Source organism: Klebsiella sp. WOUb02, assembly GCF_050058015.1.
Classification (GTDB): domain Bacteria; phylum Pseudomonadota; class Gammaproteobacteria; order Enterobacterales; family Enterobacteriaceae; genus Klebsiella.
The window spans coordinates 855,000-879,126 of sequence record NZ_CP170110.1; the positions used below are offsets into that span (position 1 = coordinate 855,000).

At 58.5% G+C, this 24,127-nt stretch carries 24 protein-coding genes; 12 read left to right on the top strand and 12 right to left on the bottom strand.

The window, feature by feature from the left end; translation table 11 throughout:
• Positions 1 to 62 precede the first annotated feature (62 nt).
• Complete coding sequence (gene punC, locus ABOC21_RS10910; protein WP_426814538.1) at positions 63 to 1,247, bottom strand: purine nucleoside transporter PunC; 1,185 nt, start codon at positions 1,245 to 1,247, stop codon at positions 63 to 65.
• Between the two features lie 112 nt (positions 1,248 to 1,359).
• On the opposite strand from punC, the gene punR reads away from it, so the two are divergent.
• The gene (gene punR / locus ABOC21_RS10915) at positions 1,360 to 2,271 is read left to right on the top strand and encodes a DNA-binding transcriptional activator PunR (RefSeq protein ID WP_426814539.1); all 912 of its coding nucleotides are present in this window, start codon (positions 1,360 to 1,362) and stop codon (positions 2,269 to 2,271) included.
• A 17-nt stretch (positions 2,272 to 2,288) separates the two neighbouring features.
• On the opposite strand, the gene purR is transcribed toward punR, so the two are convergent.
• Positions 2,289 to 3,314 (bottom strand): HTH-type transcriptional repressor PurR, encoded by a 1,026-nt coding sequence (gene purR, locus ABOC21_RS10920; protein ID WP_426814540.1) that lies wholly within the window; start codon positions 3,312 to 3,314, stop codon positions 2,289 to 2,291.
• Positions 3,315 to 3,608: 294 nt separating this feature from the next.
• On the opposite strand from purR, the gene ABOC21_RS10925 reads away from it, so the two are divergent.
• The gene (locus ABOC21_RS10925) at positions 3,609 to 3,698 is read left to right on the top strand and encodes a YnhF family membrane protein (RefSeq protein ID WP_041145917.1); all 90 of its coding nucleotides are present in this window, start codon (positions 3,609 to 3,611) and stop codon (positions 3,696 to 3,698) included.
• Positions 3,699 to 3,860: 162 nt separating this feature from the next.
• Positions 3,861 to 5,027, top strand: a complete 1,167-nt coding sequence (locus ABOC21_RS10930; RefSeq protein WP_426814541.1) for an MFS transporter — start codon at positions 3,861 to 3,863, stop codon at positions 5,025 to 5,027.
• Positions 5,028 to 5,066: 39 nt separating this feature from the next.
• Here the strand turns inward: ABOC21_RS10930 and sodB are convergent, their stop codons facing one another.
• Positions 5,067 to 5,648, bottom strand: coding sequence for a superoxide dismutase [Fe] (sodB, locus tag ABOC21_RS10935; RefSeq protein WP_426814542.1), 582 nt, complete (start codon positions 5,646 to 5,648; stop codon positions 5,067 to 5,069).
• A 119-nt stretch (positions 5,649 to 5,767) separates the two neighbouring features.
• Positions 5,768 to 6,652: a C40 family peptidase gene (locus ABOC21_RS10940; RefSeq protein ID WP_426814543.1), complete on the bottom strand. Its 885-nt coding sequence runs from the start codon at positions 6,650 to 6,652 to the stop codon at positions 5,768 to 5,770.
• Between the two features lie 337 nt (positions 6,653 to 6,989).
• On the opposite strand from ABOC21_RS10940, the gene ABOC21_RS10945 reads away from it, so the two are divergent.
• On the top strand, positions 6,990 to 7,337 hold the full coding sequence (locus ABOC21_RS10945) for a Grx4 family monothiol glutaredoxin (protein ID WP_095103052.1): 348 nt from the start codon (positions 6,990 to 6,992) through the stop codon (positions 7,335 to 7,337).
• 51 nt (positions 7,338 to 7,388) lie between these two features.
• Here the strand turns inward: ABOC21_RS10945 and rnt are convergent, their stop codons facing one another.
• The 7 genes from rnt to ABOC21_RS10980 form a co-directional block, all read right to left on the bottom strand.
• Complete coding sequence (rnt, locus tag ABOC21_RS10950; RefSeq protein ID WP_426814544.1) at positions 7,389 to 8,036, bottom strand: ribonuclease T; 648 nt, start codon at positions 8,034 to 8,036, stop codon at positions 7,389 to 7,391.
• A 106-nt stretch (positions 8,037 to 8,142) separates the two neighbouring features.
• Complete coding sequence (gloA, locus tag ABOC21_RS10955; protein WP_041147656.1) at positions 8,143 to 8,550, bottom strand: lactoylglutathione lyase; 408 nt, start codon at positions 8,548 to 8,550, stop codon at positions 8,143 to 8,145.
• A gap of 199 nt (positions 8,551 to 8,749) precedes the next feature.
• The gene (locus tag ABOC21_RS10960; RefSeq protein WP_426814545.1) at positions 8,750 to 9,925 is read right to left on the bottom strand and encodes a YncE family protein; all 1,176 of its coding nucleotides are present in this window, start codon (positions 9,923 to 9,925) and stop codon (positions 8,750 to 8,752) included.
• 69 nt (positions 9,926 to 9,994) lie between these two features.
• Positions 9,995 to 12,211: a TonB-dependent receptor domain-containing protein gene (locus ABOC21_RS10965; protein WP_426814546.1), complete on the bottom strand. Its 2,217-nt coding sequence runs from the start codon at positions 12,209 to 12,211 to the stop codon at positions 9,995 to 9,997.
• Between the two features lie 220 nt (positions 12,212 to 12,431).
• Positions 12,432 to 13,211 (bottom strand): energy transducer TonB, encoded by a 780-nt coding sequence (locus tag ABOC21_RS10970; protein ID WP_426814547.1) that lies wholly within the window; start codon positions 13,209 to 13,211, stop codon positions 12,432 to 12,434.
• Positions 13,208 to 14,053, bottom strand: coding sequence for a ChaN family lipoprotein (locus tag ABOC21_RS10975; protein WP_426814548.1), 846 nt, complete (start codon positions 14,051 to 14,053; stop codon positions 13,208 to 13,210). The genes ABOC21_RS10970 and ABOC21_RS10975 overlap by 4 nt, the downstream gene beginning before the upstream one ends.
• Before the next feature lie 257 nt (positions 14,054 to 14,310).
• Entirely contained in the window at positions 14,311 to 15,141 is an 831-nt protein-coding gene (locus ABOC21_RS10980; protein ID WP_426814549.1) for an oxidoreductase, read from the bottom strand.
• 164 nt (positions 15,142 to 15,305) lie between these two features.
• Between ABOC21_RS10980 and ABOC21_RS10985 the strand changes: the two genes are divergently transcribed.
• Positions 15,306 to 16,238, top strand: coding sequence for an AraC family transcriptional regulator (locus ABOC21_RS10985; protein ID WP_426814550.1), 933 nt, complete (start codon positions 15,306 to 15,308; stop codon positions 16,236 to 16,238).
• On the opposite strand, the gene ABOC21_RS10990 is transcribed toward ABOC21_RS10985, so the two are convergent.
• Positions 16,227 to 16,877: a GntR family transcriptional regulator gene (locus ABOC21_RS10990; protein ID WP_426814551.1), complete on the bottom strand. Its 651-nt coding sequence runs from the start codon at positions 16,875 to 16,877 to the stop codon at positions 16,227 to 16,229. The two genes, ABOC21_RS10985 and ABOC21_RS10990, sit on opposite strands and share 12 nt — an antisense overlap.
• Positions 16,878 to 17,104: 227 nt before the next feature.
• On the opposite strand from ABOC21_RS10990, the gene ABOC21_RS10995 reads away from it, so the two are divergent.
• Genes ABOC21_RS10995 through ABOC21_RS11025 form a run of 7 tightly spaced genes read left to right on the top strand, consistent with a single transcriptional unit; the run spans position 17,105 to position 24,047 of the window.
• The gene (locus tag ABOC21_RS10995) at positions 17,105 to 17,965 is read left to right on the top strand and encodes an alpha/beta hydrolase (RefSeq protein ID WP_426814552.1); all 861 of its coding nucleotides are present in this window, start codon (positions 17,105 to 17,107) and stop codon (positions 17,963 to 17,965) included.
• 12 nt (positions 17,966 to 17,977) lie between these two features.
• Positions 17,978 to 19,084 (top strand): C45 family autoproteolytic acyltransferase/hydolase, encoded by a 1,107-nt coding sequence (locus ABOC21_RS11000; protein ID WP_426814553.1) that lies wholly within the window; start codon positions 17,978 to 17,980, stop codon positions 19,082 to 19,084.
• A gap of 13 nt (positions 19,085 to 19,097) precedes the next feature.
• Positions 19,098 to 20,642 (top strand): ABC transporter substrate-binding protein, encoded by a 1,545-nt coding sequence (locus ABOC21_RS11005; RefSeq protein WP_426814554.1) that lies wholly within the window; start codon positions 19,098 to 19,100, stop codon positions 20,640 to 20,642.
• A gap of 18 nt (positions 20,643 to 20,660) precedes the next feature.
• Complete coding sequence (locus ABOC21_RS11010) at positions 20,661 to 21,602, top strand: ABC transporter permease (protein ID WP_426814555.1); 942 nt, start codon at positions 20,661 to 20,663, stop codon at positions 21,600 to 21,602.
• Complete coding sequence (locus tag ABOC21_RS11015; protein WP_159236984.1) at positions 21,599 to 22,420, top strand: ABC transporter permease; 822 nt, start codon at positions 21,599 to 21,601, stop codon at positions 22,418 to 22,420. Before ABOC21_RS11010 ends, ABOC21_RS11015 begins: the two co-directional genes overlap by 4 nt.
• Positions 22,420 to 22,707, top strand: coding sequence for an ATP-binding cassette domain-containing protein (locus tag ABOC21_RS11020; protein ID WP_426814556.1), 288 nt, complete (start codon positions 22,420 to 22,422; stop codon positions 22,705 to 22,707). The genes ABOC21_RS11015 and ABOC21_RS11020 overlap by 1 nt, the downstream gene beginning before the upstream one ends.
• Complete coding sequence (locus ABOC21_RS11025; RefSeq protein WP_426814557.1) at positions 22,704 to 24,047, top strand: dipeptide ABC transporter ATP-binding protein; 1,344 nt, start codon at positions 22,704 to 22,706, stop codon at positions 24,045 to 24,047. The genes ABOC21_RS11020 and ABOC21_RS11025 overlap by 4 nt, the downstream gene beginning before the upstream one ends.
• Positions 24,048 to 24,127 lie beyond the last annotated feature (80 nt).

The window sequence follows — 24,127 nt, forward strand, 5'->3', positions numbered from 1 at the left end:
AGGCTTTCAATAAAAAGATATTAGCAGGCTAATTACTGGACCTTAACACTACTGAAACCATTCTATGCATGCGCCGACTCGGCGCTCAGCCGGGTGGTGCGCAGCTGCATCACATATCCCAGCCCGGCCAGCGCGATGGAGGCCAGCATCACGCTGGTGGTGGTGAGCAGCGGGGTGGCAATCAGCGTGGAGACCAGCAGGCTGGTCAGGAAGCACAGTCCGAGCTGCAGGGTATTCTGCAGCGCGGCGGCGCGGCCCGTCGCCTGAGGGAACGGCCGTAGCGCCTGGGCGACGACAATCGGGTAAATGGCGCCGTTAACGATAGCCATCACGCAGAAGGGGGCCATCAGCGCGACGATGGAGGCATTCTCCTGCAGACCTGCCAGCCAGGTGGCGGCAACGCTGAGCGCAAAAACCACCAGCAGCCACGGCAGCAGCTGCTGCCCCTGCCATCTCTGCAGCGCCGCCCGGCAGCCGTATCCGCCGATTAAAAAGGCAATAGTTTGCGGCACGTAGCTCAGGCCGATGGCGGTTGGCCCGTAGCCCATGTCATGCAGAATAAACGGCGATCCGGTCAGCCAGGCGAAAAAGCTGGCGGAGCAGGCGGCATAAATCAGCACGTTGCCGCTATACTCGCGCGAGCGCAGCAGCGCCAGGAAGGTCAGCTTTTTCTGCGCGCCGCTCTCGGGCTTGCTCACCGGCTTGAGGCGTAAGGCGGGCAGCATCAGCAGCAGGGAGATGGCGAACAGGGTCGCGAAAATAGCCTGCCAGTCGAAATGGGCGAGCAGCCAGCTGCCGAGCAGCGGCGCCAGGGCCGGCGACAGGCCCACCAGCGGCATGATGGTGGCGAATATGCGGTTGGTACGCTGGGCGGGATAATAGTCGGTGACCATCGCCTGCCAGGTGACCGCCGCCGCGCAGACGCCGATGGCCTGCACAAACCGCAGCGCCAGCATCAGATTCGCGTCCCGTACCCACAGCATGCCAAGGCAGCCGACGGCGAAGATGGCCAGGCCGCTGAGCAGTACCGGCCTGCGCCCGTAGCGATCGGATACCGGCCCCCAGAACAGCTGGCCAACGGCGAAACCGGCGAGAAACACGCTGAGGCTGGCGCTGACCGAGGCCGCCGAAGTATGCAGATCCTGCTGGATAGCCGAAAACGCCGGCAGATACATATCGGTTGCGAGGAAACCCAGCACGCTGAGGCCCGCTAACCAAACCAAAAATCCTTTCCCGGGTTGTTGCATAAAGTTCTCTTTCTTCTGATACAGGTAAGATGCCGCTGAGTGTAGGGAGTGCATTCTGGCTTGTGAAACGCTAATATTTGTTACATGCGTTCAAAAATTTTGCAGGCAGAATATGTGGTCCGAATACTCCCTTGAAGTGGTTGATGCGGTTGCGCGCAACGGCAGCTTTAGCGCTGCGGCTCAGGAGCTACATCGTGTACCTTCGGCAGTCAGCTACACCGTGCGTCAGCTCGAAGAGTGGCTGGCCGTTCCGCTCTTTGAGCGTCGCCATCGGGACGTCGAACTCACCCCAGCCGGGGTGTGGTTTTTACAGGAAGGGCGTTCTGTTATCAAAAAAATGCAGATCACCCGCCGTCAGTGCCAGCAGATCGCCAACGGCTGGCGCGGGCAGCTCTCGATTGCGGTAGACGATATCGTCAAGCCGGCGCGTATGCGGCAGATGATTGTCGATTTTTATCGTCACTTTCCGGACGTCGAGCTGATTGTCTTTCAGGAGGTGTTTAACGGCGTCTGGGACGCGCTGGCCGACGGCCGCGTGGAGCTGGCCATCGGCGCGACCCGCTCGATTCCGGTCGGCGGCCGCTACGCCTTTCGCGACATGGGCATGCTGAGCTGGCACTGCGTGGTGGCCAGCCACCATCCGCTGGCAAAAATGAGCGGTCCGCTGAGCGATGATACGTTGCGCAACTGGCCGTCGCTGGTCAGGGAGGATACCTCCCGCTCGCTGCCGAAGCGCACGACGTGGCTGCTGGATAATCAGAAGAGGGTGGTGGTGCCGGACTGGGACGCCTCGACAACCTGCCTGTCGGCCGGGCTGTGCATCGGCATGGTGCCGTCGCACTTCGCCCGCCCGCGGATCGCTAGCGGCGAATGGACGGCGCTGGAGCTGGAAAACCCGTTCCCGGACGCCGCCTGCTGTCTGACCTGGCAGCAGAGCGATATCTCGCCGGCACTCTCCTGGCTGCTGGACTATCTTGGCGACAGCGAAACGTTAAATCGGGAGTGGCTGCGGGCGCCGGAATAGGCGGCGCCCCGCCGGGATTAGCGGCGGTAGTCGACGAACGGGCCGTCGATCACCGAGCGGCGCTCGACCAGGCGCGGGTGAACTTCGATAGACTGCGACTCTTCGCGCTTGTTAACGATGCGGTCCATCAGCATATTGAATGCGGCTTCGCCGAGAGAGTCCTTTGGCTGATGAATGGTGGTCAGCGCCGGGCTAAAGTAGCGGGCGTTGCGCACGTTGTCATAGCCAATCAGCGAAATATCCTGCGGCACGCGCAGGCCCATTTCGTCCGCGGCGCAAATCGCCCCCATCGCCATGATATCGCCGCCGCAGAATATGGCGGTCGGGCGGTGCGGCTGGCTGATGATCTGCTGCATGGCGCGGTAGCCGGACTCCGGCTCGAAGTCGCCCTGAACCACCCAGCTCTCCGGGACGCGAATCTGCGCTTCTTCCATCGCTTTCATAAAACCGGCCAGCCGACCGGCGCCGGTGTTGCGCTCCAGCGGACCCGGGATCACGCCGATTTCACGGTGGCCGCGTTCGACAAGATAGCGGCCGGCCATGTAACCGCCTTCAAAGGCGTTATCGATCACCGAATCGGTAAAGTCGGCCTTGGACTCGCCCCAGTCCATCACCACCATCGGGATGTTGCGGTACTCTTCGAGCATGGAGAGCACCGACTGTGGATACTCGGAGCACATGACCAGCAGACCGTCGACGCGCTTTTGCGCCATCATTGACAGGTAGGCCTGCTGCTTTTCCGGATCGTTCCAGGCGTTGCCCAGAATCAAGGTGTAGCCCTTCTGGAAGCAGCTTTTCTCGACGGACTCGATAATCTCGGCAAAATAGGCCGCTTCGCTGCTGGTGGCCAGCAGGCCGATCGACTTGGTGTGATTAACCTTCAGGCTGCGCGCCACCGCACTCGGAGAGTAGTGCAGCTCTTTGATGGCAGCCCATACCGCGTTGCGCGTCTCTTCAGCCACAAAACGGGTTTTGTTAATTACATGTGACACGGTTGTAGTGGAAACGTTTGCGCGCTTCGCTACATCTTTAATTGTTGCCATTACTTCTCTCTCCAGACCTTGACCTGATCGTCTGATTATCGATACGTAAACGTTTGCCTATACACACCCTGAGCGCAATGTTCAACATTGCATCACGTCGGGAAACGACACAGAACGACAGGAAGGGGTCAATGGCCGATACGCTTTCAAATTAGCGTGGGATTTTGTCCGATCTTGCGGCAAAGGGGAAGAGTAAAAACGTGCATCGCCCTAAATCTCAGAAGATTTTTATGCAATACTGTGCAAAAATGAGCAGGCTCACTTTTCTTGTGGGGATAATCAGGGGGAAAATTGATGGATACAGATTTAAAGTTTTCGCTGACCACGACGATTATTGTTCTGGGGCTGATCGTGGCCGCAGCGCTGACCGCCGTACTGCACTAATTCTTGCGGGGGAGAGGCTCCTTTCCCCCATTCCCGCGTATTATTATCAAATTCGCAAAAATCTTTTGCCATTTCGTTTACTTTTGTTTTTCTGTGATTGATGTCATGCTTTTGCCTTCTGATGAGATACCGTCGCTGAGGACGGTTTGCTGGAGTCATTGCATGAAAATCAACTTTCCCCTGTTAGCGCTGGCCGTTGGGGCGTTTGGTATCGGTACGACCGAATTTTCCCCGATGGGATTACTGCCGGTGATCGCGAAAGGCGTGGATGTGTCCATTCCCGCCGCGGGGATGCTGATTAGCGCCTATGCCATCGGCGTGATGGTCGGAGCGCCGCTGATGACGCTGCTGCTGTCGCATCGCGCGCGCCGCAGCGCGCTCATTTTCCTGATGGCTATTTTCACCCTTGGCAACGTCCTCTCTTCAATGGCGCCGGATTACACCACGCTGCTGCTCTCGCGCATTATCACCAGCCTGAACCACGGCGCCTTCTTCGGCCTCGGCTCGGTGGTGGCCGCGAGCGTGGTTCCTAAGCACAAGCAGGCCAGCGCGGTGGCAACCATGTTTATGGGGCTGACCATCGCCAATATTGGCGGCGTCCCGGCGGCGACCTGGCTGGGGGAAACCATCGGCTGGCGTATGTCCTTCCTCGCCACGGCGGGCCTCGGCCTGGTGGCGATGGCCGGCCTGTGGTTCTCGCTGCCGAAAGGCAGCGCAGGGGAGCGGCCGAACGTGAAGGAGGAGCTGGCGGTATTGATGCGGCCGCAGGTGCTCTCCGCGCTGCTGACCACCGTGCTCGGGGCCGGGGCGATGTTCACCCTCTATACCTATATTTCGCCGGTGCTGCATACCATTACTCACGCTTCGCCGCTGTTCGTCACCGCGATGCTGGTGCTGATTGGCGTCGGTTTCTCTCTGGGCAACTACCTTGGCGGAAAATTTGCCGACCGCTCGGTTTCCGGCACGCTGAAGGGATTTTTACTGCTGCTGATGGTTATCATGCTGGCGATCCCGCTGCTGGCGCAGTCGCAGACTGGCGCGGCCATCAGCATGGTGGTATGGGGCGCGGCGACGTTCGCCGTGGTGCCGCCGCTGCAGATGCGCGTGATGCGCGTGGCTCATGAAGCGCCGGGGCTCTCTTCTTCGGTGAATATCGGGGCGTTTAACCTCGGGAATGCGCTGGGCGCGGCGGCCGGCGGGGCGGTGATTTCCGGCGGGCTGGGCTACGCATTTGTTCCGGTGATGGGGGCGATCATCGCCGGGGTGGCGCTGATGCTGGTGCTGTTCAGCAGTCGTTCGCGGCCGGAAGAGGCCTTAGCCAGCAGCTAGTTATCACCGCAGAAGGGAAAACCCTTCTGCGGTACCGTTTTATGCCGCCAGATTAGCCGCGACAAACTTCCAGTTTACCAGCGCCCAGAAGTGCTCCAGATAGTTCGGACGGGCGTTACGGTAGTCAATGTAATAAGCATGTTCCCAGACATCCACGGTCAGCAGCGGCGTGGCGTTGCCGGTGAGCGGCGTACCGGCGTTGCTGGTGGAGACAATCGCCAGGCTACCGTCGCCATTTTTGACCAGCCACGTCCAGCCCGCGCCGAAGTTTTTCGCCGCCGCATCGGTGAACTGCGCTTTAAAATCAGCGAAGCTGCCGAAGGATTTGGCGATAGCTGCCGCCAGTTCGCCTTCCGGCTCGCCGCCGGCGTTCGGCGCGAGACAGTTCCAGTAGAAGGTGTGGTTCCAGACCTGGGCCGCGTTGTTAAAGACGCCGCCTTCGGAAGAACGAACGATCTCTTCTAAAGACAGGTCTGCAAAAGCGGTGCCCTTGATCAGGTTGTTGAGGTTAGTGACGTAGGCCTGGTGATGCTTACCGTAATGGTATTCCAGGGTTTCAGCGGAAATGTGCGGCGCCAGGGCGTCTTTCGCATATGGTAATGCAGGTAATTCGAACGACATTGCTACTCTCCTTATTATATTAATGCGTGCAATAACCACATCATGCACAGGGAGATAGTAGCAAATTAAAAGATGTGACAAAAGAGAGAGTTAACCTGCCGCAGGCGCGGCAGGGGGCGTCAGCGGATTGTTTTAGGCGTCATCACGCGGCGGGCGCCAACGTAGTGGCGAACCCAGTAATCTTCGCTTAACGAGGTAATCTGAATATCGCGTCCGGTACGCGGCGACTGGATAAATTTGCCGTTACCAACGTACACGCCGACGTGATCCGCCGTGCCGCGGCCGCGGGTGCGGAAGAAGACCAGATCGCCGCTCTGCAGCTCGCCGCGGTCGACCGGGCGAGCATCGCGCAGGTGGTACATCTCGTTCGCCGTGCGCGGGATATGAATTTTCACCAGGTCTTTATAGGCGTAATACACCAGCCCGCTGCAGTCAAAGCCGGTGCGCGGCGAGGTGCCGCCCCAGCGATAGGGCTTACCAATTTGGTCCATCAGCTTCGACATCGCGGTGCTCTGCGCTTTTTGCACCCGCACCTTATGCGCATCGGCAAGCGTCAGCGGCACTTCTTCTTCGGCAACCGGCTTGCAGCGCTTTTTGTAGCCTTTACGCACGACGCACTTCTGCTTCACGCTGGCCATCGCCCGCGTCGGCTCGATATTGGCATTAGCCGAGGTCGCGCACTGCTTTTTATAGCCTTTGCGCAACACGCACTTTTTGGTTCCGCCGGCGGCCTGACGGTTTAATGCCGTTTGGCTGGAGGCGGTGGTGCGGGTAGGGTGTTTGGCGCGGGAGGAGGTCGATGCTTTCTTGCTGGAGGTTTTGGCGCTGGATTTTGTTTTCTGACCGGAGGCTTTTTTCTTGCGTTCGCTGGAGCCCTTTACCTGATGCGCTTTTGACGCGGCGGAGGCGTGCGTATGCCCTGAAGCATGCGCCAGCGGTGTAAATGAGATAGATGTAAACAGTAATGCGCAGAGCGAAATCGCGATTTTGTTTAGCCGCGCCACCGAGCACTCCCCTGATTAATTACAGACATGTACACATGCCTGACCATGAATGACAAAACCCAACGATTTTAATGCATAAAAACCCTGAAAGTTAATACTCTTTTGTATCTAAAACGTCGTTTGATTAACAATTGCAAAAAAATATGCCAGACATTGACCGCCTTGTACAGAAAGTGCGCGACAGGACGGCGCGCTGGCTGATGAAGTAATATTTTTAAGGCAACTTCAGTCTACAGAAGATAAAATAGAGCGAGTGAACAAAATGTTATTATCCGTCCTGCGTTCAGGACGCTACAATGACAAATTACTGCCGTATAGAAGTTAAGGAAGCATGACAATGAGCACGACTGTAGAAAAAATCGAACGTCAAATCGCTGAAAACCCGATCCTCCTGTACATGAAAGGATCGCCGAAACTGCCAAGCTGCGGCTTTTCCGCTCAGACCGTGCAGGCGCTCTCCGCCTGCGGCGAACGCTTTGCCTACGTAGATATCCTGCAGAATCCGGACATCCGCGCGGAGCTGCCGAAGTATGCAAACTGGCCAACCTTCCCGCAGTTGTGGGTTGATGGCGAGCTGGTTGGCGGTTGCGACATCGTGATTGAAATGTATCAGCGCGGTGAACTCCAGCAGCTGATCAAAGAAACGGCGGCGAAGTACAAGGCCGACGAGCCGAAAGCAGAGTAATTCTGCTGCCAGTAAAAAAGCGACTTCACCGGAAGTCGCTTTTTTTGTCCCTTATTCCGCCTCAGGCTGCGGTAGCGGCCATCCGCCAAGACGCTTCCAGCGGTTGACTATCTCGCAGAACAGCCGGGCGGTCTGGTCAGTATCGTACAGCGCGGAGTGCGCCTTGCTGCCATCAAACTCCATACCGGCGGCAAGACAGGCTTTCGAGAGCACGGTTTGACCGAGCGCCAGCCCGCTCAGGGCGGCGGTATCAAAGGTGACGAACGGATGGAACGGATTGCGTTTCAGCCCGGCGCGCTCGGCGGCGGCCATGGTAAAGCTGAGATCGAAAGTGGCGTTGTGCGCTACCATGATGGCGCGATTGCAATCGCTATCCTTCATCCCCTTGCGGACCATTTTGAAAATCGCGTGCAGCGCGTCGTACTCGCTCACCGCGCCGCGTTCCGGGTCGTTAGGGTTAATACCGTTAAAGGCCAGCGCTTCGGGCTGCAGGTTCGCACCCGCGAAAGGTTCAACATGAAAATGCAGCGTTTCGTCCGGCATCAACCAGCCCTGCTCATCCATTTTCAAGGTAATGGCGGCGATCTCAAGCAGGGCGTCGGTTTTGGCATTGAACCCGGCGGTTTCTACATCGATAACCACCGGATAAAAACCGCGAAAACGGTCGCACAGACCATTAAGTTGAACGTTCTCGGACATCAGATTCTCTTTACTGGAAAAAAGTAGCGCGCATTATGGCAAATTTTGCCGCGCCTTGCAGCAGTCAGGGGATAAAACAGCGGGCGCCGACGGGCGCCCGCAGCGGTTAGTGGCCGAGGCCTTTACCGGCGTCTTTCTCTTCGATCAGTTCGATTTTGTAGCCGTCCGGATCTTCAACGAAGGCGATAACCGTGGTGCCGCCTTTAACCGGGCCGGCTTCGCGAGTGACGTTGCCGCCGTTCTGGCGAATACGCTCGCAGGCTTCTGCCGCATTATCCACGCTCAGGGCGATATGGCCGTAGGCGCTGCCGAGATCGTATTTGTCTACGCCCCAGTTGTAGGTCAGCTCGATAACCGCGGTATCGCTCTCCTCGCCGTAGCCAACGAAGGCCAGCGAGTATTTATATTCGGTGTTTTCGCTGGTACGCAGCAGCTTCATGCCGAGCACGTTGGTGTAAAACTCGATAGAACGCTGCAGATCGCCAACGCGCAGCATGGTGTGAAGTAAGCGCATGTTTGTATACTCCTGTTTTACAACGGCCTGTTGGTCGCCGTATTTGAAAATGGCCAGAATGGCATCAGAAACGGACAAGGCGTTTCCGGCACCGGAGCACTATAGCGTAAAAAGGCGGCCTTTTCAGGCCGCCCGTATAATCAGAGGCATCGCGCGCTAAAAATGCGTCGCCGCCTGGCCCCGACCGCGCGCCGGTCGGCTACGATTTGCGCAAATCGATACGCAGTATGCGCTCCTTCGCCCCTTCGACAAACACATCAGGATCCCAGTCGCGGTTGAAGCCTTCCTTTATACCGACGAACAGGGTATCCCCGTCCGCCGATAGCACCATCTGATTTGGATAGACCGGCGTGCGGAATTCACGGGTCACCGCATAGGTGGTGGCATCGACAACGCTGAGGGTGCCGCTGGTGAAATTGGTGACGTAGAGCTCGTTATATTTCGGATTGTACTTTACCGCGTTGGCCCCGGCGCCGGTGCGCACGTAGCCCAGCTGCCTGCCGTCGCGCAGATCGAAAATATAGAGCCCGTCGCGGGGGCCGCTGCGGTCGTCATGGTCGAAGGCCACGACAAAGATCCTGCCGGAGTCGGAGTCCACCGCCAGATTCTGCGCGCTGGGCAGCTGCGGCTGCGTATTCTGGAGGGGAATGGTACGCAGCACCTGCTGCTTTTTCGCGTCAATCTCGTTGATGTAATCCCGGCCGCCAACGTAGATTTTCTGCGTTTTTGCATCGAGCGTCAGCCCATAGGCCGTGCCCTGATAAGCCTCTTTGACCTCGCCTTTTAGCGCCAGCGTCGTGCCGTCGAGTATCAGCAGCTTGTGCAGCGGCTGCGTACCCTGCGCCGTCTTCACCATATTGCTGTAGCTCACGAACAGCGTATCGGCATCCGGGCTGTAGACCATATGGCGCAGGTGTTCGAAGCGTGAGTCAGCGGCGTTCGGCGTTTTAAAGCTGAGCCTGTCGCTGGTTTTGATCCGCTTGCCGGTGGCGGTATCAAGCATGCTTATCCGCAGCGAAGCCGACTGGGTATGACCGATATAGAGCCGGTGCTGCGGCTGATTCATCGCCAGGGAAAACGCCCGGTACGGCATATCGTAGCGATGTTCAATTTTTAATGACGTCGGGTTAAAGGCGTATAAATAGCCTCTGTTCGCCTCGCGGTTCATGCGGTCGGTTACCGCCGCAAACAGGTACTGATTGGCGCTGTCGAAGGCCAGTTCGTAAATCCCTTCATCCGCCTGCTGAAGGTAATTGGTCTTCAGGGCGAAGCGCGCGGTTTCGCGCGGCGGTGGGTCAATGGCCAGCGCCGAAGCGGGCAGGAGAGCCGCAATAAGCAGGCATCCCAGACGTGTTTTTAAGTTGCAGCGATTCATGTTTTATTCCTGATATGAAAAGTGGGGACGCGGGACAAAATCCGGGATTACCCCGCGCCGGGTTTTAACTCAGAACTGGATCTCTCCGCCGAAGATCCAGGTTCGCCCGCGGGCGGTGGTATTCACCGACGTACCCGCCCGGGCGTAATCAAGACTCTGATTCATGCGGTTCAGCGCTTCGGCGTAATCGCGGTTGGTGACGTTCTGCACGCTGAGGCGCAGCTGGATGTTGTCGGTCGCCTGCCAGGTGCTGTAGAGGTCGATGATGGTCGGGATATTCGGCATGCTCTCTTTCGGCACGATATTGTCATCGCTGATGCCTTCGGTGCTCAGGCGTTTGGTTTTACCGGTGAATTTGACCAGGCTGCCGACGGTCAGACGCCGGTCGAAGAGGCGGCCGCCGACGTCAAGCGTGGCGTAGCTATCGGGCAGGTCGCTGAGGTCGCTGTAGGCAAAGCTGTAAACCGTGCTGGCAATCGAGGTGGGCTGATCGGTGTGCTGCTTGCTCCATGAGAGGTTCGCATAGGCGAAGCCGATATCATATCCGGCCTCAAGTTCGTAACCGGTGGCGGTTACCGTCGAAGGTACGTTGATGTAGATGTTGGCGTTGAAGCTGTCGGAAGCGTTATCGATATCCTGGCAGAGCCTGCCCTCATAGCACAGGAAAAAGGATTCGCTGGTGATATAGTTTTTAATCCGCGAGCGGTACGTCAGGGCTTTTAAATGAAAGCTGTCCTGCTCGTGCAGCAGGCCCTGCTTATTGATATTAAAGCCGGCCTCCCAGGTCTCCGCTTTCTCCGGTTTGAGGAACGGGTTCATCGAGGCGCCGCCCTCGTTAGCGAAAAAGACCTCCTGAACGTTTGGCGCGCGGGAAGAGCGGCTCCAGCTGACGAAGGGCTGCAGCCACGGGGTGACCTGGGCGGAAAACGTTGCCGATGGATTTAGGTCGTTATCATCGAGCTTAAGGTGGCTTTCCCCCTGCGGGAAACACTTCTCGTTATCGCCGCAGGCCGGCTTGTAGCCGGTAACCTGGCTGCGGGTGTAGTTAAGGTTGAGATCCAGCTGATAAATATCTTTGTTCAGCGTCAGGCTGCTGTACAAGGACGATATCTTTTGTTTGCCGGCGGGAGCAAAGGCGTTGTGATCGGTTTCAGTATTCTGCACAAAGCGACGGGTATAGCGGGTATCCATTAATTTCCCGCCGACCTGGAATACGGTAAACAGATCCTCACTCATTTTAAATCGACTGGTGTTGCTAATATCGATAGCGTTGGATTTATTGGTGGTCGAAGAACTGTTGAAGTTATATAGCGATTCCGGCTTGTACGCCTGGTTTCCGCGGCTGGTGCTGGCCAGCAGATTTAATTCCACCAGCTCATTCAGCGGGGCGTAATTATAGCGCAGGGCGTAATCGTCGCTGGTGATGTCGCGACGGGTAAAGCTGTTGCTGTAATTACGGCCGGAAAACTCAATTTTATTGAACTGGTCCGGATTGAAGTTCAGCTTATAAAGCTGGGAGCGCGGCTCCTGGCGCAAATATTTATTATCTTCGCCGATAAAATCTTCGCTGCTGCGCCCGCCGCCGTTTTTATAGGTCGCATAGGTTCGTCTACCGCTGATGCCGACCAGCGCGCCGAGGGCGCCGCCGTTTTCGAAGGTATCGGTCTTACCGGCCACCGCTACCATCCCGGTGCGCCCCAGGCCGTTATCGCCCACCGAGAAGCGGGAAAGTACCCCCGCCTGGCGTCCCTCCCGCAGAACGTCATCGATGCCGATGGTGCGCAGATTGGCGCTGCCCGCGAGGGCGTTGACGCCCTGAGAGCCGGCGCTGCTGCCGCGCGTCACGTCAACTTCGGCAAGAAAGTTCGGATCGAGCGGGACGCCGGCGGCGGTGTTGGCGCCGCCGTGGTAGTTGGCGGGCGCCATGCCGAAGTAGGTCTGGGTGACGCCATCGACCATCGTATTCACCCGGCCCAGCCCGTTCATGCCGCGAATATTCACGCTGATCGAACCCTGCAGCGGATCGATTTGCGTATAGGTCCCCGCCATACTGCGCAGCGACGCATCCAGGCTCTGCAGGTTTTTATTTAGCGTACGCGAACTGTAGGCTCCGGGGCGGGTATAGCTCTCCTCAGAGGAGCCGACCTGATTTTTTTCAGCCAGCGGGTTATCGGTAATAGTGAGCGGAGAAAAGACCGATTCCCCCTCATTTTCTGCGGCAAAGGTATGGCCGTGGACAATAATAAGCCCGGCCATAATCCCTTTGGCTATTTGCGATTTTTCCATAATCAATTCCTGTTTTTGTATTTTATCAATGCACCAAATGAATAAAATTACCCCGCGCCGCCGAACGGCTGCGCTACGATAAATTGCTCATAAATAAAAATAAAAGCTCCGCAACCGCAGGGATATTCTCCCGCCACGGTTGTTATGCCGAAATGAATAAATAAAATGACGCTATTTAAATGTATTTAGCGGCCTGAGTTAATTCAGGCCACGCGCAGAGCTATATTTTTAACAGCCCGAACTCCACCGGTAGCGTGACCTTCTGGACGCCGTTTCTGAGCATCTCTTTTGGCGGCGGCGGCAGCGGTCGCGCGCTTTCAAGCGCAGTCAGCGCCGCCCGATCCAACGATAGGGTGCCGGATGAGGTGACCAGTTTTGTGCTGAGAATTTCGCCGCGCTCATCGACGCTGAAGGCGATGACGGCCGTCCCGGTGCGTTTACGCCGTCTTGCATCGTCAGGGTAGTTGCGCATTTTGTTGATCTTGCCCTTTACCAGCGATTCCCAGCTGATTTTACTTTGGCTGATCCTGGCGGCGTCGGTATCCAGCGGTGCCGTATTACGCTGAGTCTGCGCGGACTGTACCGGCGGGGCGGCCAGGCTGGTGGTGGTCGAGTTTCCCTGCTCTTCTTTACGCTCCTGCGACGATTTCTTCTTTTTTTCCGTTTTCTTTTTGCGCTCTTTTTCCGGCGTAGCCGCCGCCAGCTTAAGCTCAGCGTCCTCCTGCTCGCGCAGCTTCGGCAGATCTTTATTATGGCGCGACTCGCGTTCGGTCATGGCTTCTACCTTACGCTGCTGGCTGACGCCCGGCGGCAGTTCGGAGTGAATGAAGGAGACCTCAAACTCAGGGGCATATTCAATCATCACCGCGGCAGGCGTCGACTCGGGTTGCCTGAGGGAGAAATGAAGCACAAACGGCAGCACCAGCGCCGCGTGGAACAGCAGGCTGCCGGCGGCGCCCTTTATCCAGAGCGCGCGCGGCGTGTTGATCGCGTTCTTCATTTCGCCGCCGGTACCGACCAGATATAGTCGGCCTGTTTTGCCGTCAGCGTGGTGCCGTCGGTGGTGAGCATCACCACCCGCGGTTTTTCCGCGCCTAAATCGGCCAGATGCAGGGGCACGCCGATATCTTTGGCGGCGTGGTAGCCGCCGGCAATCAGCAGCGCCGGGCGCGGCGCTTGAATGAGCTGTTGGGCCATAAAGCGATCGCGATTCTGCTGAATGGCCATCATCGCGGCGATCTGTTCGTCGCTGATTTTGCCGTCGTGCATCAGGTAAATGATCGCCGACAGGGCTTCATGTACCTGCGGGCGGGAAGAGCGTTCTCCGCTCGGGAAAGTCGGGCGTTGGTACAGTTCGCTGACCTGCTGGCGGCTGATATTGGCGGCCAGCAGAGGCCAGGGCCCCTCCAGGGCGGTCATCACCAGGTCACGGTACAGATCCCACGGCCAGCCGCTGTTCCAGCGCATCGCTTCCGCCGCGCGGGTGGCGCTGACCGACGTTCCGGACGCGCTGGCCTGCTTGACGCGGTTGACCGCATCCTGCTGGCTGATATCGATCATCTCCAGCAGCACGCTGCCCTGGGGGCGGGATTGGTTCAGATTTTTTAGCAGCCACTGCTCAATCTGATGGTGGCGAACGTTGGTGTGTTCTTCGCCGACGATGACTATCGGGGCGTCGCGTATCCCGGCGATAAGCTGCGCCGGCGTCAGGGTGCTGCCGGAGGCGGTGTCTACAATACAGGCGCAGGCTTCCACCGATGCGGTGGCGGCTGATGTCGTCGAGGCGGCGTTTTGGCATGCCGTCAGGGCCAGCGCGCCGCTAACAACCAGAGATTTTAACAAGCATTCCATATTAAACATAAATATCCATTTTTTGTTTTATTGGCAGCATTTATTTCCATGCTGAATTTTTTCGCAGAATTATATGTAACAATGGTAGTGATTATCAAGATCATTCGCATTATCATTTGTGCTGTAATTTTAACCAGGACGGCGGGCCGGCGACAGGAGCGGGGCGAGAGGGGCGAAGAGGGGCTGGCAGGGTGATTGTCAAACGCCGGGCGGGTTTCCGTCCCTCCGTGGACGGAGCCCGGCGTATTTTAGCCATCGGTGGAGCGGCTGATCTCCTCCCAGGCGTCGATTCCGGCGCTCATCTGCTGAAGCTTCTCTTTAACCAGCGTTACCGCGTCGTTCCCCAGCAGCAGCGATACCGGTGGGGTTGGATGGTTAATCAGCTCCAGCATCGCCCGCGCCGCCCGGCGCGGATCGCCCGGCTGATGGCCGCTGCGCTGCATCCGCGTTTCGCGAATGGGGCCGAAGCTGCTGTCGTAATCGTCAATACTGCGGGCAGCGCGCACCATCGAGCGCCCGGCCCAGTCGGTGCGAAACGATCCCGGCTGCACCGCCGTCACGGCGATATTAAAGGGCTTAAGCTCTTTGCTTAGCGTTTCAGAAATACCCTGCAAAGCGAATTTGCTGCCGCAGTAGTAGCTGATGCCGGGCATGGTGATAAATCCCCCCATCGAGGTGATATTCAGAATGTGGCCGGCGCGGCGCGCGCGGAACCAGGGTAAGAACGCTTTAATTACCGCGACCGCCCCAAATACGTTAACGTTGAATTGCGCCACGAGCTCCTCGATCGGCGACTCTTCCATGATGCCCTCGTGGCCGTAGCCGGCGTTATTGACCAGCACGTCAACCGCGCCAATTTCCCGCTCTACGGCCTCAACGAGCGGCGGGATGGCGGCGAAATCGGTGACGTCGAGGACTCTGCCAAAGCACTGGCCCGGCGACAGAGCCTCGAACTGCTGCCGATCTCTCTCGTTTCGTAGCGTTCCGACCACCCGATGCCCCGCGCTGAGCGCCTCTTCGGCCAGCGCCCGGCCAAATCCGCTGCTGACGCCGGTGATGAAAAATAGTTTTGCTGACATATGGACTCTCCATGGTGAAATTGAGCAGACAGCATAGGGCTCGACGGCGGTCAGGCGTAGCCCCGATCCTCTTCGGTCTTTGCCTGTTCCTATGAGTCATCTGGACGTGGCGGCGCGAGAGTGTCACACTTCAGGCACGCTCAGGTTTCTTTAACGCAGGATTTATGACAATGACCGCCGACCGGCAAATGGTAATGCTGCTGGATCGTCTGACCCCGCGGGAGGGCTATAATCTTACCGCTTTGCCCGACGTCCGCTTTTTGCGATCGAACCGACCGCTGCTGCGTACGCCGGTTTTATACGAGCCGGGGATCGTTATTGTCGTGCAGGGAAGAAAGAAGGGATTTCTTGGCAATGATGTCTATTTGTATGATGCCCGGCATTATCTGATGGTCTCCGTGCCGGTTCCGTTCACCATGGAAACTGACGCCAGCGCCGCTGAGCCGATGCTGGCTATTTACATTCGCCTCGACTTCACCTTAGCGGCAGATCTGCTGCTGGAGCTTGACGGCCGCGGCGCGCCCGTCGTCGCCGCGCCGCGCAGCATGATGTCGAGCCTGATGGATGAGCAGGTCGGCGGCTCGGTTTTGCGTTTTCTGCAGATTATGTCTTCGCCGCTGGACGCGGAAATGCTCGGGCCGTCGATGCTGCGGGAGATATATTATCGGGTACTTACCGGCGAGCAGGGGCCGGCGCTGCGCAGCGCCCTGCGGATGCAGGGCCAGTTTGGCAAGGTGGCGAAAGCGTTACGAAAAATTCATGGGCACTACGCCGAGAGCCTTGACGTCACCGCCCTGGCGAAAGAGGTCGGAATGAGCGTTCCGACCTTTCACAGCCACTTCAAGGCGGTAACCAACACCTCGCCGATGCAGTACCTGAAATCAACGCGCCTGCATCAGGCCCGGCTGCTGATGCTGCGCAACAACCTGACCGCCTCCGCCGCCGGCGTGCGGGTCGGTTATGAGAGCATTTCTCAGTTCAGCCGCGAGTTTAAGCGCCTTTTTGGCCTGACGCCGGTGCGCGAAGTTGAGCGCATGAAGCACAATTTTTCCCTGCCCGCCCCGGTTACGCCCTCCGCGTTTATCTCATCGCATTGAGCCGTCCGCCGGGGCCGGCACATCGTCATCCTGTAAGATATGCTGGCGCAGCAGCGTCGCCAGGGTGGAGGGGTCGCCTCGCTCTATCGCCTCGACCATCGCGAAATGTTCCTGCGAGGACTGGACGATCCTCGCATGCGAGTTCCATTGCCCCAGCGCCGCGGAGGGAACCCGGCTGCGGAGTTCGAAAATCAGTTCAATCATGTCTTTGTTCGAACACGGAGCAAGCAGCGCGCGGTGAAAGGCGAGGTTGGATTCATACTGTTGCAGGATCGTGCCGAACTGAGTGTAGTGGTCAAACAATTCAGCGCACTGGCGCAGGGCGGCCAGCTGCGCGGGCTGGATATGCTCGACGATATCGCTGGCCGATGCGCTTTCCAGCACCGCGCGGATGCGCGAAATATTGCGCCGCTGCTGCACGTCGGGCGAATAGACATGGTACCCGCGATTGGGGACATGCTGCACCAGACGCTCGATGACCAGCTGATCGAGGGCGCGGCGAACATCGCTGCGCGTACACTCATAGCGCTCCGCCAGCTCGACCTGTTTCAGCCAGGCGCCTGGCTGAAAAACCCCGGTATTAATATCCATCGCCAGCAGGTTGGCAACGTGCACCAGAGTGGTTTTACCTTGCATCATATCCTCAGCTCCTTGTCCTGGTTCCCGCGATTTTTTTAGCCTGATAATGAACGGTTCCCGGCTTTGGTACCAGTTTAAACCGTTGGTCTATTGGCTTTTGCTCTGACCCAAAGCTGAATTGTGACATGAACCAGATCTTTTGTTAATAAATTGTTTATTAAATTGGCGCCAATTTTGGTTTTGTGTTTGAATCAATTTTGAACAGCCGATTAACGAGAAAACAATTTATGCAACTATCAGTAATTAAAAATGATTCTGAGCACGCCGCCGGGCGTAGCCAGGCGCTTTACTATCGCGGCAGCACGACTATTTTTTCCAGCCGACACGATCCCCGCTTCCAGTATTGCCTGTACGTTCCGCCCGGATTCGATGGCGATAAAACCGATTATCGCCTGGTCGTGGCGATGCACGGCACCGGCCGTTCGATGGTGCAATACCGGGATGCCTTTACCGAGTTTGCCCGCTACAACCGCTGCGTCGTTTTGGCTCCGCTGTTTCCCGTCGGGCCGCTAGGGGACGGCAATTCACACGGCTTTAAATACATCATCGAGCAGGATATTCGCTATGACCTGGCGCTGCTGGCGATGATCGATGAAGTGAGCGAACTGCTGGATTGCGACTTTGGCAAATTTCTGCTGTTCGGCTACTCGGGAGGCGGTCATTTCGCCCATCGCTTCCTCTACATTCACCCGGAAAAGCTGCTGGGGGTCTCCATTGGCGCGCCGGGGTCGGTCACGCTGCTGGACGACAGCAAAGCCTGGTGGCCGGGAGTGCAGAACTTTGAGCAAATCTTTGGCCGGCCTCTGGATTACCAGGCCTTAAAACAGGTAGCGGTGCAGCTGGTGGTCGGCAAGGTCGATCTCGAAACCTGGGAAATCACCCATCAGCCCGGCGGCCGGTACTATCAGCCGGGATGTAATGATGCCGGCGTTACCCGCATCGAACGGAATACCGCGCTGCTCAACAGCCTACGCGAGCACGGCGTGAAAGCTGAACAAGAGATAGTGCCAAACGTCGGCCACGACGGCATGAAAGTGCTGGATCAGGTGAAAGACTTCTTCCTGCGCGTACTGCAGGCAAATCGCTGAGGAGCGAACAACGTGACGCAACCTTTTCCCTTAATCGAAATTTCCGGCACGCCGTACGAACGGGGCTGCCAGTACGGTGAGCAGGCTAAGGCGCGGATCCACGCCAGCGTGGCCATTTATGGCGACCAGCTGAACGCCCTGCGGATCGGTCAGGAACAGCGTGACCGCCTGATTAATAGCTTCAGCGCCATCATCCGCGAGTTTGACGCGGACTATCTCGACGAAATGCGCGGCATTGCCAGCGCATCCGGCGTTTCGCTGGAAGCGATTGTGATGATCAACGCCCGTACCGAAGTTATCGCTCAGGCGCGTAGCCTGCAGCACTGCCCGACGCCGCATGATGACAACATAAAAGATGGCTGTACCGGCGCGGTGATCCTGCCGCAGCGCAGCCCGCATGGCAAACTGATTCATGGGCAAAACTGGGACTGGCGCGCGGAGTGCGCGGAGAGTTCGGTGGTGGTGAAAATTAAGCGTCAGCAGGGGCCGGATGTCCTGACTTTCGTGGAGGCCGGAGGGCTTGGCCGCAGCGGGATGAACAGCGCCGGGATCGCCATCACCGCTAACTATCTGCGCTGCGAACGCGATTACCAGCAGCAGGGCGTTCCGCTGTCGCTGATCCGCCGTAAAGCGCTGGAACAGCAGCATATGGCGCTGGCGATGAAGGTGGTCGCCACCACGCCAAAGTCGTGTTCTAACAATATGATCCTCAGTACAAAAGAGGGCTTTGCGATCGATTTTGAATGCGCCCCGGACGAAAGCTTCACCCTCTATCCGCAAAATGGCCTGCTGGTGCATGCCAACCACTGGGAGAGCCTGCCCGCGCGCTGCAAAATTCGCGAGGAGGGCGTCGATGCCTCGCCGGATTCGCTGTATCGCAGCTGGCGCGTCCATGAATTACTCAACGCCCACGCGAAACCGGGCGAAGAGCAGATGAAAAGCGCCTTTTTCGATGATTTCGGCTCCCCCTATTCCGTCTGTCGACCGCCGCGGCCGGGCTTCAGCAGCGATTTATCCGCCACGGTGGCGATGATCGTGATGACTCCCGCTGAGGGGATGATGGATGTGGTCCCGCTTCCGGCACTTAACCGCGACTTTACGCGCTACACGCTCGATTAACAGAGAGATCGCTATGAAAAAATTATTATCAGCTGTTGCCCTGTTACTGCCGGGCATGGCGGCGCAGGCGGCCGATGGCGAAGTTATCCGTTTTGCGCTGAATCAGGATATCCGCAGCAGCCAGCCGGGCGTCAACCGCGACGGAAACACCGACGATGTCCTGATGCACGTAGTAGAAGGGATGGTGGGCTACCGCGAGGACGGGACCGTTGGACCGATGCTCTCGTCATCGTGGGATGTGAGTAATGAAGGCAAAACCTATACCTTCCATCTGCGCGAAGGGGTGAAGTTTCACAACGGCGACGCCATGACGGCGCAGGACGTGGTGTGGAGCTGGAAGCACTGGAACGACCCGAAAACCCAGTGGCGATGTTTGCGCGAGTTTGACGGCAGCGGGTTGATTCATGTCACCGACGTCAGCGCGCCGGATGCCCATACCGTGGTCATGACGCTGGAAAAACCGGTGGCGCTGTTTCTGGACACGCTGGCGCGCACCGACTGCGGCGCTGCCGCGGTTATCAGCCCTAAATCGGTTGCCGCGGATGGCTCCTGGATTGCGCCGATCGGCACCGGGCCGTTCAGCTTTGGCGAGTGGAAGCACGGCGAATACGTTTCGTTGAAGCGTTTTGCCGACTACAGCGCGCTGGCGGGGAAAACGGACGGCTTTGTCGGCGGCAAAAAGGCGCTGGTGGAGGAGGTGCGCTTTATGGCGATCCCCGATGCGGCAACGGTGAAGGCGGGTCTGCAGTCGGGTGCGGTGGATCTGGCGCAGGTGAGCCCGATTGACGGCATCGACCTGAATAAAGACCCCAATATTTCCCTCGAAGTGGCGCCGAACGCCCAGCGTCACGTGATGCTGATCCAGACCGACGATCCGCTGCTGAAAAACGTCAAGCTTCGCCAGGCGATAGCCTCTGCACTGGATAGCGAACAGATCGCGCTGGGAACCAGCCAGAATCTGGCGCAGGCGTCGAACTCCAACATTTCCGTGGCCTCGGCGTTTTACAGCAATATTCAAAAACAGGGCTATAAGTACGATCCGGCCCGCACGGCCCAGCTGCTGAAAGAGGCGGGCTATAAAGGCGAGCCGCTGGAGATTATCGCCAACAAGCGCGCCACCGTGCCGAGTTTTGACATGGCCATTATTATCCAGGCGATGCTGCAGGCGGCGGGCATTAACGCCCGGGTCACTACCATGGAGTGGGCGACCCAGCTTGAGCGCTATCAGTCCGGGCGCTATCAGATGATGACCTTTACCTACTCCGCGCGCTTTAACCCGGCGCTGGCGTTTGAGCAGCTGGTGGGCGATAAAACGAAACAGAAACGTAAGGTCTGGGGCGATCCGCAGGCTATCGCTATGACCGATGAGCTGGCCACCGTCGACGATCCGGCGCGGATCCAGGCCATCACCGATAAGCTGCACCAGCGGATGATTGCTGATGTCCCGTTGATCATCTTTTATCCCGGGCTGGATATTGTCGCGCACCGTAAGGCGATCAGCGGCTATAAATCCTGGCTCGCCGCCGCCGCGCGGCTGTGGAACGTCAGCAAAGCCTGATGAGATAAGGAGACGCGCATGTTGCAGTTTCTGCTTACCCGTATTTTGACCGCGATTCCGACGCTGCTGCTGGTGACCGTGCTGGTCTTTCTGCTGACGCGCATGGTACCGGGCGATCCGGCCCTGCTGATGCTGGGGGATATGGCGACGGAGTCCAGCCTTGCCGATTTGCGCCACAGCATGGGGCTGGATCAGGGGATCGTGCAGCAGTTCTTTATCTGGTCCGCTAACGTGCTGCACGGCGACTTTGGCCACTCCATTCAGAGCGGTCAGGCGGTGCTGCCTTTGATTCTGCAGCGCTTCGGCGTGACGCTAAGCGTGGTGCTGGTGGCCATTGTTATCGCCTCGCTGCTGGCGGTGCCTGCGGGAATGCTGGCGGCGTGGAAACAGAACTCATCCCTGGATACCGGGCTGGTGATGTTCTCCACGTTTCTGCTGTCGATCCCGAGCTTCTGGATGGGGCTGCTGATTCTGCTGCTGCTCGGCCTGAAGCTCGGCTGGCTGCCGGTTGTCGGCTACGTCTCGTTGAGCGATGACCTGAAGGCGGGGCTGCTGTATCTGCTGATGCCGGTGCTGACGCTGGTGCTGGTGGAGATCGGCGCGCTGGTCCGCATGATGCGGGCCAGTACCCTGGAGGTGCTGCGGCTCGATTATGTTTCTCACGCCCGGGCGAAGGGGCTACGCGAGCGCGCGGTGCTGACGCGCCACGTGTTCCCGAATGCCTTTGGGCCGACGTGGACGCTGATTGGCCTGACGCTCGGCAACCTGCTCAGCGGGGTGGCGGTGACGGAAACGGTCTTCAGCCTGCCGGGGCTCGGCCGCCTGCTGGTGGATGCCATCTATGCCCGCGACTATCCGGTTATTCAGGGATGTATGCTGTTTATCGCCACGCTCTATGTGCTCACCAATCTGCTGATTGATGCGCTCTATCCACTGTTCAATCCGAGGGTCTCTGCGTGAAGAGAAAACATATCGTCCTCGCGCCAAACGCGCTGCTGGGAATCGCGCTGATTGGCACCATCGCGCTGGCCGGCATCGTGGGCTTCTTCTGGACTCCGCTGGATCCGTCGCGGATTAATATTCTGGCGCGCCTGCAGTCCCCGGGAGCGGGTCACCTGCTGGGTACCGACGAATACGGTCGCGACGTGCTGAGTCGTCTGCTGGCCGGGGCCAATGCCAGTATGACAATCTCTCTGGTGACGGTCGGCTTTGCGCTGTTGGTCGGTATTACGCTGGGGCTGATCAGCGGCTACCTGCGCGGCGCGGTGGACCGGCTGATTATGATGCTGACCGACGCGCTGCTGGCCTTTCCCGGCATTCTGCTGGCGCTGGCGCTGTTGAGCATTCTCGGCAACAACCGCTACGGCATTATTTTGTCGCTGGGGCTGGCCTACACCCCTTCGGTGGTGCGCATCGTTCGCGGCACCGTGCTGGGGCTACGCGAGGCGGAGTTTGTCTCCGCGGCGAGGGTGATGGGGCACAACGAATGGGCGATCCTGCGCCGTCATATTCTTCCCAACTGCCTGGCGCCCTTAACGGTGCTGGCCACCTCGATGCTGGGCTGGGTATTGATTTCCGAAAGCGCGCTCTCATTTCTCGGCCTCGGCGTGCCGCCTCCGGAACCGACCTGGGGCAATATGCTGGCCGCCAGCCGCAGCTATCTCGCCCAGGCGCCGTGGCTGGCGCTCCTGCCGGGCCTCTGTATATCGCTGGCGCTGCTGGGGGTCAACATGCTGGGCGACGCGTTACGTGATTATCTCGATCCGAGGATGCAGTGATGAACAATACAACCGCATTACTGCAGGTCAGCAACCTGCGGGTTAGCGTCGCCGGGCGTGAAGTCGTAAAAGGTATCTCATTTTCGCTCGCTCCCGGCGAGGTGCTGGCGGTGGTCGGGGAGTCCGGCAGCGGTAAAACCCTGGCGATGCGCTCTTTAATTTCGCTGCTGCCGACCGGGGTGACCAGCTTTGCCGATTCGCTGATTTTTGACGGCCGCGACCTCAATCACCTCACCGCGGAGCAGCTGCGCGGGCGGGTATCGGTATGGTTTTTCAGGAGCCGATGACATCGCTAAATCCGGCGATGACTATTGGCCGCCAGCTTGATGAAGGGCTGGCATTACACACCCGCCTCAGCGAGCCCGCGCGGCGGGAAAAGATCGTGGCGATGCTGGAGCGCGTCGGTCTGGCGGAGGCCGGGAAATTATTAGGCGCTTATCCCCATGAGTTTTCGGGAGGGATGCGCCAGCGGGTGATGATCGCCGCGGTCATGCTGCTTGAGCCGAAGCTGATCGTTGCCGATGAGCCGACCACCGCCCTGGACGTACTGGTACAGCACGAGGTCATGGATCTGATGCTGGCGCTAACCGCCGAAAAGGGCAGCGCCGTGATTCTGATTAGCCACAATCTGTCGATGGTTGCGCGCTATGCGTCGCGTATTATGGTAATGGAGCAAGGCGAAATAGTTGAGCAGAACGACAGCCAGCGCCTGCTGGCCGAACCGCAGCACGCCTATACCCGGCGCCTGCTGGAAGCGCTGCCGGTACGCCAGCCGGCGCCTGACCGCCAGCGGCTGCTGGCGGCGGAAAGCGTGATTGCGCTGACGGACGTCGATATCCGCTACGTAGGCCGTAAGTCCTGGTTCCGTCCGGCAAAGGTGACGCACGCGGTCAAGGGGATCAGCTTTAACGTGCGCGCCGGCGAGACGGTGGCGCTGGTCGGCGCGAGCGGTTCCGGTAAAACCACCATCGGCAAGCTTATTGCGGGTATGCTGAAGGCCAGCCAGGGCGTCCTGGCGTTCCGCGGGCGGGCGCTGAATCCAGCGGATAAGGCGCTGATGACCACCTGGCGGCGGGAGTGTCAGATGATCCAGCAGGACCCGTTCTCCTCGCTTAATCCGCGGATGCGCGTCGCGCAAATTATCGAGGAGCCGCTGCTGCTGGTGGCGACGATGAACCGCAGCGCGCGCGAGCAGCGGGTACGCGAGGTGCTGGATGAGGTCGGGCTGGGAGAGCTGTTTATGTCCCGCTATCCTCATCAGCTTTCAGGCGGCCAGCGCCAGCGGGTGGCGATTGCGCGGGCGATTGTCCGGCATCCGGCCTTTATTATTGCCGATGAGCCCACTTCAGCGCTGGATATGACGGTGCAGAAACAAATTCTCGAACTGCTCAAGCGGCTCCAGCGGCATTACGGCTTTGCCTGCCTGTTTATTACGCACGATCTCGGCGCCGTGGAGCAGATAGCGGACAGGGTTCTGGTGATGGAAAAGGGGGTACTGGTCGAGAGCGGCTGGAGCGACGACGTTCTGGATAATCCTCTGCATCCCTACACGCAGCGGCTGTTAAACTGCCTGCCGGTGCTCAAACCGCGGGAGCAGGGAGGATATCAGCTGCAGCAGCCGGCCTGAACGCGCCGTCAGGCGGATTGAGCGCGGACTGAAAGCGAATAAACGCAAAATAGCGGCGGGTACTCCGCCGCTATTGTTTT